The sequence below is a fragment of the Acinetobacter sp. AR2-3 genome, assembly GCF_001878775.1.
GTDB classification, from domain to species: Bacteria; Pseudomonadota; Gammaproteobacteria; order Pseudomonadales; family Moraxellaceae; genus Acinetobacter; species Acinetobacter lwoffii_D.
The window spans coordinates 1-14,933 of sequence record NZ_MJIQ01000035.1; the positions used below are offsets into that span (position 1 = coordinate 1).

Genomic DNA, 14,933 nt, shown 5'->3' on the forward strand with positions numbered 1-14,933 from the left:
TTTTACTTTCGCAAGAGATCTAATCAAACAGTGCTGTTTGGCTGTGCTGCTGTTTCAAGTTTTTACTGTTATGCCGATGATGCGGAAGTAAAACAAATAGAAGCAAGCGGAAACTTGAGTGTGGTCTCCAAATACGTCTCCCGCGGTTTGACCAATGCACCTGAAAATGACGACGTTGCTGTACAGGCAGGGCTGAATCTAGCTTACGGCAATTTTTATGTCGGATATTGGGGATCTACGCTTGGATATTCTTATGCAGAAGTGCAGGGGCGTCAGGGACATCGTTCAGACAAATTCGAGCATGATTTTCTGGTGGGTTATACCCATAGCAGCGAAAATTATGACTGGGATCTATGGAACGCAACCTATTATTATCCGGGCGGCAAGCATACTACCGGAAATGAGCTGGGTTTAAATGTAAGTCGTACGTTGAATGATCAGACCAGTATCGGTGCCAGCGTATCAACCTATCTCTATGATGTGGCTTATGCCAATCAGGGCGATACTTTTTATACACTTAACCTGAGCCATCAATTGAATGATCGCCTGAATGCCAGCGTTACGGCAGCAGGGAGCTATTTTAACGATGAAGGCAAATATGAGGGCGGTGAACTGGGCGATACCGAAAAGCAGTTTACCTTTCGTTATGCTTCTGCCGGACTCAGTTATGCGCTTTTACCGCAGTTGAGTGTGTCGGGTGAATATATCTTTGGCGGTTATGACCGCTATGCTGACAAGCAGCGTAATCTTGCAGTATTTGCCCTGAGTTATGATTTCTAAGATTATCTCAGACTAGGCAGGTGAAAATCTGCCTCATCCGCAACCTTGATTGATCATATAATTCATGACTTGAAGTAGATTCATGCTCCTGTAGCTCAGGAAAGACTGAGGGCCTAGTTTAATCTGCCAGAATTTCAGACAAACATTATCAATTTCATAAAATAATTCTATAATAGCGGCCATTCTCGGCAGCGTTATCCAGACACTTAGTCAAATGGCATAACCTGACCATTTTCTATTTTTCATTCAAGTTCTCCTCCGTGAACCGGCTTGTATATTCAGATTCAGCATCTTATCTGTCCGTGACGGCACATAAGAATATTTAGGTATCCACATGGAAATTAAGGTCAATTATCTCGATAATCTACGCCAGGAAGCCAAGTTCGATGACTTCACGGTGATTGCCGATCAGCCGATCCGCTATAAAGGCGATGGTTCGGCACCTGGCCCATTCGATTATTTTCTGGCGTCGTCGGCACTTTGTGCGGCTTATTTTGTCAAAGTATATTGTGCAGCACGTGATATTCCGACTGATAATATCCGCCTTTCGCAAAATAATATTGTTGATCCTGAAAACCGCTATAAACAGATTTTTAAAATTCAGGTGGAACTGCCGGCTGATATTTCTGAAAAAGATCGCCAAGGAATTTTACGTTCGATCGACCGTTGTACCGTCAAGAAAGTAATTCAAACCGGTCCTGAATTTGTCATTGAAGAAGTGGAAAGTATCGATGCAGATGCTCAAGCCTTGTTAATGCCAAGTCTGGCTTCTGATCATACGACTTTCATTCCGGGTAAAGACCTTCCGCTGGAAGAAACCATTGCCAATATGTCTGCAATTCTGGCAGGCCTTGGCATGAAGATTGAAATTGCGTCTTGGCGTAATATTGTGCCGAATGTCTGGTCATTGCATATTCGTGATGCGCAGTCGCCAATGTGTTTTACCAATGGTAAGGGCTCGACCAAAGAAAGTGCGCTGGCATCTGCCTTGGGTGAATTTATTGAGCGTCTAAACTGCAACTTCTTCTATAACGACCAGTTCTGGGGTGAGGATATTGCCAATGCCGAATTTGTGCATTATCCAGATGAAAAATGGTTCCAGCCAGGTCCGAATGGCGAACTACCTATAGAAGTTTTAGATGAACATACCCGTGAAATTTATGATCCTGAAGATGAATTATTGGGTACACATTTATATGACACCAACTCTGGGAACAAGGCTCGTGGCATCTGCTCATTGCCATTTGTACGTCAATCTGATGGTGAAACCGTTTATTTCCCGTCCAATCTGATTGAAAACTTATACCTGAGCAATGGGATGAGTGCCGGCAATACCTTGGCTGAAGCGCAAGTACAATGTCTGTCTGAAATTTTCGAGCGTGCTGTTAAACGCGAAATTCTGGAAGGTGAACTGGCACTACCGGATGTGCCTGAACATGTTCTGGCAAAATATCCAAAAATTGTTGAAGGCATTAAAGGCCTAGAAGAACAGGGCTTCCCGGTTCTGGTCAAAGATGCATCTTTAGGCGGTCAGTTCCCGGTCATGTGTGTCACCCTGATGAACCCGCGTACTGGCGGTGTATTTGCCTCATTCGGTGCCCATCCTAACTTTGAAGTGGCATTAGAACGCAGTCTGACTGAGTTATTGCAAGGCCGTAGTTTTGAAGGTCTGAATGATCTGCCAAAACCAACCTTTAGCAGTAATGCCGTGACTGAACCAAATAACTTCGTCGAGCATTTCATCGACTCGAGCGGTGTAGTGTCTTGGCGTTTCTTCAGCGCGAAATCAGATTATGATTTTGTCGAGTGGGATTTCACTAATAACGGTCAAAATTCGAATGCGGACGAAGCTCAGGAATTATTCACGATTCTGGAAGACATGGGCCATGAAGTTTATATGGCGGTGTATCAGCATCTAGGTGCAACAGCTTGCCGTATTCTGGTACCGGGCTATTCGGAAATTTATCTGGTAGAAGATCTGGTTTGGGACAATACCAACAAGGCTTTGTTATATCGTGAAGATATCCTGAATCTGCACCGTCTGGATGATGAACAACTGGAAGCATTGGTTGAGCGTCTGGAAGAAGCAGATGAGGATGACTATACTGAGATCAAAACCTTAATCGGTATTGAGTTCGATGAAAATACCGAATGGGGTCAACTGACGATTCTGGAACTGAAACTTCTAATTTATGTGGCTTTGCAGCAATTTGAAGAAGCCAAAGATCTGGTTGAGCAGTTCCTGCAGTTCAATACCAATACCGTCGAACGTGGCTTGTTCTACCAGTGCATGAATGTCGTTCTGGAAGTCATTCTGGATGATGAAATGGAACTGGAAGATTATGAATACAACTTCCGTCGTATGTTTGGTGATGCCCGTATGGATGCCGTTTTAGGTTCAATTGAAGGAACAGTCCGTTTCTATGGTTTGACCGAAACCAATATGCAGCTTGAAGGGCTGGATCGTCATCTACGTTTAATTGACAGCTATAAGAAATTGCATGCAGCGCGTGCCAAGTTTGTGGCTCAGCAATAATCCATAGAAGAATGACTAAAATTTTTCGTCATTTGTTTTAAATCTTAAAGATGGCTTAGCTCATTTTGGTTAAGCCATTTTTATATCCAGTACGCTATAAAATCTTTTCTATTATTTCTATTCTAACTTATTAATTCCAGCTCCCGAGGGAGCTGGGATTACCTAAAAAATTAAAGTGAAGTGTTAATACTAACTGCTTCAAGAGTGGGTATATGAATGTGAGAAATAGATGTATTTTTCTCATTCACAGGAATTACCTTACATATTCGGGTAATTCGGACCACCACCACCTTCCGGTGTCACCCAGGTGATGTTCTGGGACGGATCCTTGATGTCACAGGTCTTGCAGTGTACACAGTTGGCTGCATTGATCTGGAAACGTTTCGAACCGTCATTATTTTCCATAATCTCATAGACCCCCGCCGGGCAGTAACGCTGTGCAGGCTCATCCCATGTCGGCAGGTTGACTTCCAGCGGAATTGAAGCATCGGTGAGTTTCAAATGTGCTGGCTGGTTCTCTTCATGCACGGTATTCGATACAAACACTGAAGACAGACGGTCAAAGGTCAGCTTGCCATCCGGTTTTGGATAGTTTGGCTTGAAGCTTTCAGCTGCCTGGGTTTTTAGTGCAGCATGGTCTTGAACCAGATCGTGCAGGGTAAATGGCACTTTAAACACGTTCTGGTCGATAAAGTTAAAGGCACCCCCGATCCATTGACCGAACTTGTGCATTGCCGGGCCAAAGTTACGCGAGTTATACAGCTCTTCTTTCAGCCAGCTGTTGTTAAACTTGTCGGTATAAGCAGTCAGTTCTTTGACAAAGAAATCTTCGCCTTCCACTACACGCGCCACCGCCAGATCACCGCCTTTTTCTACACCAGCAGCAATCGCTTCAAACACCGCTTCACAGCAGAGCATGCCGGATTTCATCGCAGTATGTGAACCCTTGATCTTGGCAAAGTTCAGGAAGCCGGCATCATCACCAATCAAAGAACCACCCGGGAAGGTGAATTTTGGTAATGAGTTAAAACCACCTTTGGTCACAGCACGCGCACCATAAGAAATACGCTTACCACCTTCCAGATACTGCTTGATCAATGGATGGGTTTTCCAGCGCTGCATTTCCATGAAGGGATACATATGCGGGTTGGTGTAAGACAGATCTACGATCATGCCCAGAGTCACCTGGTTATTCTCAGCATGGTATAACCACCAGCCACCTGAAGAACCAGTTTCATTTAGTGGCCAGCCGGCACCGTGCATCACCAGACCCGGTTTATGCTTGGCAGGATCGATTTCCCAAAGCTCTTTAATGCCGATACCGTAGTGTTGCGGATCAGCGTCCTTGTCCAGGTTGAACTTCTGGATCAGACGTTTACCTAAGTGACCACGACAGCCTTCAGCGAAAATTGTGTATTTGGCATGCAGTTCATAACCCGGGGTAAAGTTATGCATTGGTTCGCCATCTTTACCAATACCCATATCACCGGTTTGGATGCCTTTGACTGTACCATCGGCATGATACAGAATTTCAGACGCGGCAAAGCCCGGAAAGATCGACACTTCCAGTTCTTCCGCTTTCTGGCCTAACCAGCGCACCACATTGCCCAGTGAAATGACATAGTTGCCATCGTTATGCATGGTTTTAGGCACCATCCAGTGCGGTGCTTCCTGTGATTTTTCATCTGAAAGCAGGAAGAAGGTTTTATCTTCAGTCACCGGGACATTCAGCGGGGCACCCTGTTCTTTCCAGTCCGGGAACAGCTCGTTCATGGCACGTGGTTCAAGCACAGCACCAGACAGAATATGCGCACCGACTTCGGAGCCTTTTTCTACGACACAAACGGACAAATCGTTTAAGTTGTTTTCAATTGCAAGTTGACGGATTTTGATCGCAGCAGAAAGACCCGCAGGGCCTGCGCCTATGATGACGACGTCAAACTCCATCGATTCTCTTGTTATATCTTCCATAATATAAAATCCAATTTCGCTATACGATATTTATAGCATTATCTAAATCGGTTATGAAGCTTATTTTTGATCTTTTTATTTGGAATAGGAATTTATCTTTTTTAAATCTTATCTATTTCGCAGCATTAAAAAGGTTTGCTGAGAATTCTGGATAAAGGAAGAAGATGTGTAGATTGGGTATTCAATAAAAGAGCGACTTAATGTCGCTCTGATAATTAATTTTTTATATGTTATTGAGATTCATTGCAATATTATTCACCATGTGAATCAGACGCGGTCCAATTTCATTTTCCAGTTTTTCCTGATTTAACAGATAACTTGGGGCACCACAGTTAAACGTTAATATCCCATGTTTGGGGTGAACCAACGGAACTGCCACGGAATTCACATCCTTAGCCCAGTCACCTAAAGACAGACAGTAGCCATAATCCTGATAATCACGGATTGCACGTTCCAGATTACGCTTGATGGTTGGCCACTGATCTTCGTTTCTTTTCTTGATGGCATCAAATAAATATTCGCGTTCCTTCACATCCATCGCTGCCAGACAGGCCCGTCCCATGGCACTGCTATGAATCGGTAAAGTCGAACCGACAGGGCGGCGCATGGTTAGCGTCGATTCTGTATGTACCACTTCCAGATAAATCATGCTCAAACGGTCACGGGTAGCCATTGCCACAGGGGCTTGGGAATAACGGGACATTTCTTCCATAAACGGATAAGCCTGAGTCCGCGCAGAAATATTACTCAAAGCTGCATAACCCAAAGCCAATACGCCAACATCCAACAGATATTTCGTGGTATTCGGTAGTTGTTTTAAATAACCTAAAGAAACCAGGGTGCTGGTAATACGGGCCACAGTTGGCTTGGGTAAGTTGGTTAATTGTGCAATTTCCTGATTGCCAAGCAATTGATTGGTCGCTGAAAAGCAACGCAAAATTTCTAATCCACGCGCAATAGATGCAATAAATTGAGGATTATTTTCTCTATGAATATGTGAAATCGGATCTAAACGGATTTCATCAAAGTTGGGAATTTCACCAGTTTTATTTTTTGTCATGGTCAGGGCAATTAAAGTTAAATTAATGAATATGATAGCAACATAATTTCACGATACAAAATAAAACACTTCTACAAAAGATAAAATATAGGAAAAGTGTCGAAATTATTTGTGGTCGGAAAGAATTTTGTTACCCAACTTTGAAGACAATATAAAATCATCTAGTTTTTTAGGTTTAACACGTAGCCAATATATTTAAAAAGTTTCGATTTCTCCGAAAGAGTCAGTGATCGATAAATATTACAGCAAGAAAAAAGGTTTAATTATCTATTCAAAAAAACTGATAAATAGAATAATCACTCATCAAAATATTTCGTATCGTGAAATTAAATATTAAACACAAATCAACTGGAATACCAGAAAAATTTCATTTTTTAGTTAAAATATAAAATTTTTAATAATTTCACTTGCTCAAAATGATTTTATATGATTATTTATTTCGTAATACGAAACAAAAATAAGGGTAAAGGAATTTACCTAAATTATATCCATGGAGATTCATATGATTCGTGATCCGGAAATGCTCGACCAACTTCTGTCAACGATTCGCGATTTTGTAAAAAATGAACTGGTGCCTCTTGAGCATGAAGTAGAAGAGAACAATGCCATTCCTGAACATATTGTGGAACAGATGAAAGAGCTGGGCTTGTTTGGCCTGACGATTCCTGAAGAATATGGTGGTTTAGGCATTACCATGGAAGAAGAAATTCTGGTCGCGATGGAATTGGGCCATACATCGGCTGCCTTTCGCTCTTTAATTGGTACTAACAACGGCATTGGCTCAAGCGGCATCATTATCGACGGTACAGAAGAGCAAAAACAGAAATATTTACCGCGTTATGCAACGGGCGAAATTATTGGTTCATTCTGTTTGACTGAACCAGATTCCGGCTCAGACGCTGCTGCTTTAAAAACCAGTGCAGTCAAAGACGGCGATTATTATATTTTAAACGGAACTAAACGCTTCATCACCAATGCGCCACGCGCCACGACATTTACCGTGATGGCACGTACCAATCAAGAGATTAAAGGTGCGAGCGGTATTTCAGCATTTCTAGTCGAAGCAGGTACACCTGGTTTAAGCCTAGGTAAAATTGACAAGAAAATGGGCCAACATGGTTCCTATACCTGTGATGTAATTTTTGATAACTGTAAAGTGCATAAAGATCAACTGATTGGCGGTGTAGAAGGGATCGGCTTTAAAACAGCAATGCGTGTGCTGGATAAGGGTCGTCTGCACATTGCCGGTTATAGCGTTGGCATGGCAGAGCGCATGCTGGAAGACGCACTTAACTATGCAGTGGAACGCAAACAGTTTGGTCAGCCCATTGCGAATTTCCAGCTGATCCAGGGGATGTTGGCAGACTCTAAGGCCGAGATTTATGCAGCCAAATGTATGGTGCTGGATGCTGCGCGTCTGCGTGATGTGGGTCGAAATGTTACGACTGAAGCCTCTTGTGCCAAAATGTTTGCAACCGAAATGTGTGGTCGAGTTGCTGATCGCTGTTTGCAGATTCATGGCGGAGCGGGTTATATCAGTGAATATTCAATTGAACGTTTCTACCGTGATGTGCGTCTGTTCCGTTTATATGAAGGAACCACACAAATCCAGCAAATTATTATTGCGCGTGAAATGATTAAACAGGCAACCGCCTAATCTCATAATTTTAAAATAAGGAAATATTAAAATGACGACAAAAATTAGATTTGATTGGCAAGACCCGTTTTTAATCGAACAGCAACTGACGTCAGAAGAACGCATGATCCGCGATGCAGCGGCAGCGTACTGTCAAGACAAACTGATGCCGCGTGTACTGGAACAGTTTCGTCATGAAAAAACCGATCCGGCTATTTTCCGTGAGATGGGTGAACTTGGTCTGCTAGGCCCAACCATTCCAGAACAATACGGTGGTGCAGGTTTAAATTATGTCAGTTATGGTCTGATTGCCCGTGAAGTTGAACGTGTCGATTCAGGTTACCGCTCAATGGCCAGCGTACAAAGCTCTCTGGTGATGGTACCCATTAATGAATTTGGTTCTGAAGAGCAAAAGCAGAAGTATTTACCAAAATTGGCAACTGGTGAGTATATTGGTTGCTTCGGCTTGACTGAGCCAGATCATGGATCAGATCCTGGCAGCATGATTACCCGTGCTAAAAAAGTCGAGGGTGGTTACCGTTTAACAGGCGCAAAAATGTGGATTACCAACAGCCCGATTGCCGATGTATTTGTAGTTTGGGCCAAAGAGGTATCTGCTGAAGGCAATGTCGGTGACATTCGCGGCTTTATTCTAGAAAAAGGCTGGGAAGGGCTTTCTGCTCCAGCGATTCACGGTAAAGTGGGTCTACGTGCCTCAATCACCGGTGAAATTGTAATGGATAACGTCTTTGTTCCGGAAGAAAATGCATTTCCGGAAGTTCGTGGTTTAAAAGGGCCTTTTACCTGCTTGAACAGTGCACGTTACGGGATTGCCTGGGGGGCCATGGGTGCAGCAGAATTCTGCTGGCATACCGCACATCAATACACCATGGATCGTAAACAGTTTGGCCGACCACTCGCTGCGAATCAGCTGATCCAGAAAAAACTGGCAGATATGCAAACTGAAATTGCACTCGGTTTGCAGGTGGCTTTACGTTTTGGCCGTATGAAAGATGAGGGCATTGCTTCAGTTGAAGGTACGTCTTTAATTAAGCGTAATAACTGTGGCAAGGCACTGGATATTGCCCGTTTGGCCCGTGACATGATGGGCGGTAACGGGATTTCTGATGAATTCGGTGTGGCCCGTCATCTGGTTAATCTGGAAGTGGTAAATACCTATGAAGGTACCCATGATGTACATGCCTTGATTTTAGGTCGTGCACAAACCGGAATTGCAGCCTTTTGCAACTAAACCTGAGATCTCCCTCTAGCCAGCATTGCTGGCTAGATTGTTTTACGGGTTTAAGAATTGTGCTTAATCATATCTTTCAATGTATTGCTATGTGATTTCACCGTATTCAACTTTTAAAAAACTTGAAAAGCATTTTTATATCACTTTGTTAAAGCGTGATAATGATCAATAAATATTATATATTTCAATTAAATAATTAAGTGAAATATTGATTTTTAAAAGGCACAGGAGTGCCGAAAAGTAGAAAGAGCATTATGGATACGATCAGTTCACAACAACACCCAGTGGAAGGTGGAAACGAACCCAAGCAAAGAGTCTGGATTCTGGCCTTTATTTTCTCATTTTTGGCATTACTGGTTGATGGTGCTGACATTGCATTATTAGCCTACAGTCTGACCAGTCTGAAACAAGAATTTTCATTAAGTAATATGCAGGCCGGTGCCTTGGGAAGCTGGACGCTTGCAGGGATGGCTATCGGCGGTTTTTTTGGTGGCTGGGCTTGTGACCGTTTTGGCCGGGTTCGTGTGATCGTCATCGCCATCGCATTGTTTTCTTCATTAACTTTCTGGTTAGGATTCGTGGAAAGTTACGATCAGTTCAAATGGCTGCGCTTTACGTCTGCAATTGGACTAGGTGCTCTATATATTGCCTGTAACACACTCATGGCAGAGTATGTACCCACCAAATATCGCTCTACAGTATTGGCAACGCTCATGACTGGCTGGACTTTAGGCTCGGTGGTCGCAACTGTTCTGGCTGGATGGCTGTTGCCTGAATTTGGCTGGCGATACCTCTATTATATTGCCATTATTCCAATTGTACTGGCCTTCGCGATGTACTTCTTGGTGCCTGAACCGAAAGCCTGGTTAGAAGCACGTCAGGCCCGCCTGGATGCAAAAGCCAGTGGTATTATTCAGGAAAAGCCCAAGAACACTTTCAAAATGATTTTTGAAGATGCACTTAGCCGCCGCATGTTTATCCTCTGGTCCTTCAGTACCGCATTTTTACAGTTTGGCTATTATGGAGTCAGCAACTGGCTACCGGCCTATTTAGAGACTGATCTGGGAATCAAGTTTAAAGAAATGACCATGTATATGATCGGAACTTTCCTGATCATGATGTGTACCAAAGTCATTGCCGGTTTTATCGCTGACCGGATTGGCCGTCGTGCGGTATTTGCTTTTGGCACCATGGGCACTGCAATTTTTATCCCTGTGATTGTCTTTGGTAATACGCCAGATAACATTCTCTGGCTGATGTTATTTTTCGGTTTTCTCTATGGTATTCCATACGGTATTAATGCGACTTACATGACAGAAAGCTTCTCCACCAAAGTGCGTGGAACGGCCGTGGGCGGTGCCTATAACGTGGGCCGACTGGGTGCGGTGTTTGCACCTCTTACCATTGGCTATTTTGCTCAAGGAGGTTCAATTGGTACGGGCTTACTGATTATGGGGATTGCCTATTTTCTTTGCGGCCTGATACCCGCTTTCTTTATTAAAGACCGCTTATTTGATCCGCAAAAGGCAGATTAATCTGCACTCGTAATATAGATAGAACATGCTAGGAAGCAATATGATGAATAAAATCACGCAGGATATCGAGACAGTACTCAAGCAAATTCCTGATGGTGCACACATTATGACCAGTGGTTTTGGCCTGGCAGGTCAGCCGGTAGAATTAATCGAAGCATTAATTGATCTTGGTCCTAGAGACTTAACCATTATTAACAACAATGCAGCTTCTGGAGATCGTGGTCTAACCAATCTGCTGTTGTCTGGACTGGTTAAAAAAATGATCTGTTCATTCCCACGGGCCAATAACTCAACCGTCTTTGAAGATATGTACAAGGCAGGAAAAGTTGAGCTGGAACTGGTGCCACAAGGCAATCTAGCCTGCCGTATTCAGGCAGCCGGTGCAGGCTTAGGAGCTGTTTTTACTCCAACCGGTTTTGGTACCAAAATTGCTGAAGGTAAAGAAACCCGAAATATCAATGGAAAAGATTATGTGCTGGAATATCCGATTCATGCTGATTATGCCTTTGTGTATGCCAATCAGGCAGATCAGTGGGGCAACTTGACCTACCGTAAGGCAGCACGGAATTTTGGTCCGATCATGGCCAAAGCCGCAAAAACTACCATTGCTCAAGTTCATCAGATTGTGGAACTGGGAGAGCTTGATCCAGAGATCATCGTAACGCCAGGGATTTTTGTACAGCATGTGGTCAAAGTTGGAGATATTAAATAATGAATATTCAAAAACGTACACGTGAACAGATTGTAGCTAAAGTTGCACAAGACATTCCAACCGGCTCTTTTGTAAATTTGGGTATTGGTTTACCGACACGCGTAGCAGGTTATTTAAAACCTGAGCAGGAGGTAATTCTGCACTCGGAAAATGGCGTTTTAGGTTTTGCTGCATTGAGCGATCCTGACCAGGCGGATGATGATCTGATTAACGCCGGCAAAGAACTCGTAAGCATGTTGCAAGGTGGCAGTTTTATGAATTCTGCGGACTCTTTCGATATCATGCGAGGCGGGCATCTGGATATCTGTATCATGGGGGCTTTTCAGGTCGCTATTAATGGTGATCTGGCGAACTGGCATACCGGTAATGCTGATGCTGTACCTGCTGTAGGCGGTGCGATGGATCTGGCAGTGGGTGCTCGCTGTGTCTATGTTTGCATGGAACATGTGACCAAAAACGGTGAGGCAAAAATTGTTGAAGAACTGACTTATCCTCTAACAGGTAAACATTGTGTCAACCGTATTTATACCGATCTCTGTGTGATTGAATTAAAAGACAACCAGGCTCAGGTTATTGAAATAGTGGATGGCTTAAGTTTTGAAGAATTGCAACGGCAGACTGGCTGTAAATTAGTGGACTGTCGTCAACAAGCAGCCTAAAAATAAGTCCGTAATATTCTGATTGAGTAAAAGTATAGTTTTAGATCACAGCTTCGGCTGTGATTTTTAAATTTTAGAATTATTATCAAATACACGTAATATTGACCATATTTCCGTATTTTAAAGATATAAATACAAACTTTTGCTAATGATTATTTTAATAATAAGTCTAAAATGTTAACAAGCTAAGGAAGGTGATAGTCTGAATGAATAATAATTGTGATGATCAAGAAATTTTTCATATTTTTAATCTGATTGGTCGCCATACTGAACTTAAGCCTATCCTCGATGTCATTAGCCAGTGGCTTGAATCGCGCATTCCAGATGCGCTTGTCACCATTATGCTCTATCAGGATGACACCCAAACTTTAAATGTTATAAGTGGCAAACAGCACTTTTCAAAAGAGTACTGTAATGCTATTCAAGATTTGAAAATTGGGCCAAATCAAGGATCGTGTGGCGTAGCTGCTTTCTTACGTCAGTTGGTCATTAGTCCGAATTTAATGAAAGACCCAAACTGGCAGTCTTACCGTGCTTTGGTAAATGCAGAAAAATTGTCTAGCTGCTGGTCTATGCCGATTATTAATGCTTCAGATATTTTGTACGGAACGTTTGCCACTTATTATCGAACACCGAAAATACCGACTGAACATCATATTCAGCTTTTACAGCAAGCGGCAAAATTAGTTGCTCTCGCAATTGAGCTTGATCAGGAACGTCAAAAAAGACATGAGCTTAATGAAAAATACAGCTCATTTTATACCTATCATCCAGATATTATTTTTGAACTTGACCTACAGGGACATGTGCTTAATACCAATATTGCTTGCGAAGAAATTACAGGTTTTTCTAAAGCGCAAATCCATGGTCAGCACTATTGTGCCTTCATACCGCCCGAATTCCATGAACTTGCTAACGTTTCATTTTCAGAAGCGGCGCAAGGTAAATCTCAACATTATGAACTTCCAATTTATAATGTTGCAGGCGATATCTTATGGCTGGATCTGACCAATTTACCGATTATTCAAAATCAGAAAGTCACCGGTATTATTGGCATTGCCCGAGATATTACTGTATCGCGTGAAAACAAGGAGTCTCTACGATTATTAAAACGGGGGGTAGAGGCCAGTCCGAATAGTCTTTTTATTACCGATGTCTCTGAAGAAAGGCTAATGGTGTATGTAAATCCGGCTTTTCTAAAGCTCACCGGTTATACAGCAGCAGAAGTATTAGGACAAAGCTGTTTTTTCTTACAGGGTCCAGATACTGATCCGGATCAGATTGCATTACTCAAGCAAGCGGTCAAAGAACAAAAAGAAATTCAGGTGACTATAAAAAGTTACTGTAAAGATGGCAGCTGGTTCTGGAATCGTTTAACCATAGGTCCTATTTTTGACCAGACAGGAACCTGCACCCATTTTTTGGGGATTCAGGAAGATATTACCCAGCAACGTATTCACGAAGAATATATTCAGCATCAGCATACTCATGATCATTTAACCGGTTTACCGAACCAGCATGCATTCAAACAGATTCTGGAAGATATTTTTGAAGTACAGCACGAGAACTCACAACCTTTAGTCTTGCTGTATATAGATCTGGACGACTTTAAAAATATCAACGACAGCTTAGGTCATCTGGTGGGTGACCAGATTCTCAAAAGTGTGGGCGAGCGGCTGCAAAAATTTGTTCAAGGCAATAATGTGCTATGCCGCTTTGCTGAAGATGAATTTATTTTACTGCTCTCAGGGACAGATGAGCACACTGAAGTCGAGGCGATCGCCGGAGAAATTCTTGATCTTCTTTCCATGCTGTTTATTGTCGATCAGTACAAAATACATTTAAGTGCCAGTATTGGTATCGTGGCAGATGACAGTTCAATTCATCATTCTTCTGAATTGATTTATCAGTCTGTTTTGGCGATGCAGGAAGCCAAAAGACAAGGTCGTAATATGTGGCAGTGGTATGAAAAAACCAGAATGCAGCCTGTCGCAGAAATAGACTATACCAATCTGCGTCTGGAACTCATGGAAGCGATCAATCAGGAAAATTTTGACCTGTTCTATCAGCCGTTGATTCATCCTGAAACTGGACTGGTAACAGGTGTAGAAGCTTTAATCCGTTGGTGCCATCCACAGCAGGGTTATATTTCCCCAGCGATTTTTATTCCACTTGCAGAAAGAACCGGGCAAATTATTAGCGTAGGTCAATGGGTATTGGAAAAGGCCTGTCTAGATATTGCGGAGTGGAACAAGACGCACAATAGCCAGATTACAGTATCGGTGAATATTTCTCCTTTGCAATTCCGTAGAGCAGGCTTTTTGCAGGTACTTGAACATGCGCTTGAACTCAGTCAATTACCGCCGGAATTACTTAAAATTGAAATTACGGAAGGTGTCATCATTAATGGCGCAGATCGAACCATAGAAATTTTGAAAGCGGTGCGTACTTTAGGTGTACAGGTTGCCATTGATGACTTTGGCACAGGTTATTCGAGTCTCAGTTATCTACGTCGCTTGCCGATCAATCAAATCAAGTTGGACCGTAGTTTTATTGAAGAGCTGACCCTCGATGGTCAGGATGCTGCAATTGTGCAATCGATTATTCACTTGGCACATCAGCTGGATTTGGAAGTTGTCGCGGAAGGGGTCGAAACCTTAAGTCAGGCTAGTTTGCTCTATCAACAGGGCTGTGATCTGCTACAAGGCTTCTTTTATGCAAAACCTGCACCTTTAACTGAATTGAAACCTATTTATCTCGCAATGGAAAATAGTAAATTGAATTAACTCTAA

10 protein-coding genes are annotated in these 14,933 nt (G+C 42.7%); 8 read left to right on the forward strand and 2 right to left on the reverse strand.

Annotation, left to right across the window (positions count from 1 at the left end; all coding sequences use genetic code 11):
- Window positions 1-30: 30 nt before the first annotated feature.
- Window positions 31-780 carry a TorF family putative porin gene (locus tag BFN00_RS05200; protein ID WP_071850662.1) on the forward strand — a complete coding sequence of 250 codons (750 nt, stop codon included), beginning with the start codon at window positions 31-33 and terminating at the stop codon, window positions 778-780.
- A 334-nt stretch (window positions 781-1,114) separates the two neighbouring features.
- Window positions 1,115-3,316 carry an OsmC domain/YcaO domain-containing protein gene (locus BFN00_RS05205; RefSeq protein ID WP_071850663.1) on the forward strand — a complete coding sequence of 734 codons (2,202 nt, stop codon included), beginning with the start codon at window positions 1,115-1,117 and terminating at the stop codon, window positions 3,314-3,316.
- 258 nt (window positions 3,317-3,574) lie between these two features.
- Here the strand turns inward: BFN00_RS05205 and BFN00_RS05210 are convergent, their stop codons facing one another.
- Both BFN00_RS05210 and BFN00_RS05215 read right to left on the reverse strand, forming a co-directional pair.
- On the reverse strand, window positions 3,575-5,287 hold the full coding sequence (locus tag BFN00_RS05210; RefSeq protein ID WP_071850664.1) for an electron transfer flavoprotein-ubiquinone oxidoreductase: 1,713 nt from the start codon (window positions 5,285-5,287) through the stop codon (window positions 3,575-3,577).
- Window positions 5,288-5,510: 223 nt separating this feature from the next.
- Window positions 5,511-6,347, reverse strand: a complete 837-nt coding sequence (locus tag BFN00_RS05215) for an IclR family transcriptional regulator (protein ID WP_004280319.1) — start codon at window positions 6,345-6,347, stop codon at window positions 5,511-5,513.
- Between the two features lie 502 nt (window positions 6,348-6,849).
- Here BFN00_RS05215 and BFN00_RS05220 point away from each other — a divergent pair.
- The 6 genes from BFN00_RS05220 (at window position 6,850) to BFN00_RS05245 (ending at window position 14,927) form a co-directional block, all read left to right on the forward strand.
- Complete coding sequence (locus BFN00_RS05220) at window positions 6,850-8,004, forward strand: acyl-CoA dehydrogenase family protein (RefSeq protein ID WP_071850714.1); 1,155 nt, start codon at window positions 6,850-6,852, stop codon at window positions 8,002-8,004.
- A 31-nt stretch (window positions 8,005-8,035) separates the two neighbouring features.
- Window positions 8,036-9,235, forward strand: coding sequence for an acyl-CoA dehydrogenase (locus BFN00_RS05225; protein ID WP_005096909.1), 1,200 nt, complete (start codon window positions 8,036-8,038; stop codon window positions 9,233-9,235).
- Window positions 9,236-9,489: 254 nt separating this feature from the next.
- Window positions 9,490-10,770 carry an MFS transporter gene (locus BFN00_RS05230; protein ID WP_071850665.1) on the forward strand — a complete coding sequence of 427 codons (1,281 nt, stop codon included), beginning with the start codon at window positions 9,490-9,492 and terminating at the stop codon, window positions 10,768-10,770.
- Between the two features lie 40 nt (window positions 10,771-10,810).
- Window positions 10,811-11,482 (forward strand): 3-oxoacid CoA-transferase subunit A, encoded by a 672-nt coding sequence (locus BFN00_RS05235; RefSeq protein WP_071850666.1) that lies wholly within the window; start codon window positions 10,811-10,813, stop codon window positions 11,480-11,482.
- Window positions 11,482-12,141: a 3-oxoacid CoA-transferase subunit B gene (locus BFN00_RS05240; protein WP_071850667.1), complete on the forward strand. Its 660-nt coding sequence runs from the start codon at window positions 11,482-11,484 to the stop codon at window positions 12,139-12,141. Before BFN00_RS05235 ends, BFN00_RS05240 begins: the two co-directional genes overlap by 1 nt.
- Before the next feature lie 206 nt (window positions 12,142-12,347).
- The gene (locus BFN00_RS05245; RefSeq protein WP_071850668.1) at window positions 12,348-14,927 is read left to right on the forward strand and encodes a bifunctional diguanylate cyclase/phosphodiesterase; all 2,580 of its coding nucleotides are present in this window, start codon (window positions 12,348-12,350) and stop codon (window positions 14,925-14,927) included.
- Window positions 14,928-14,933 lie beyond the last annotated feature (6 nt).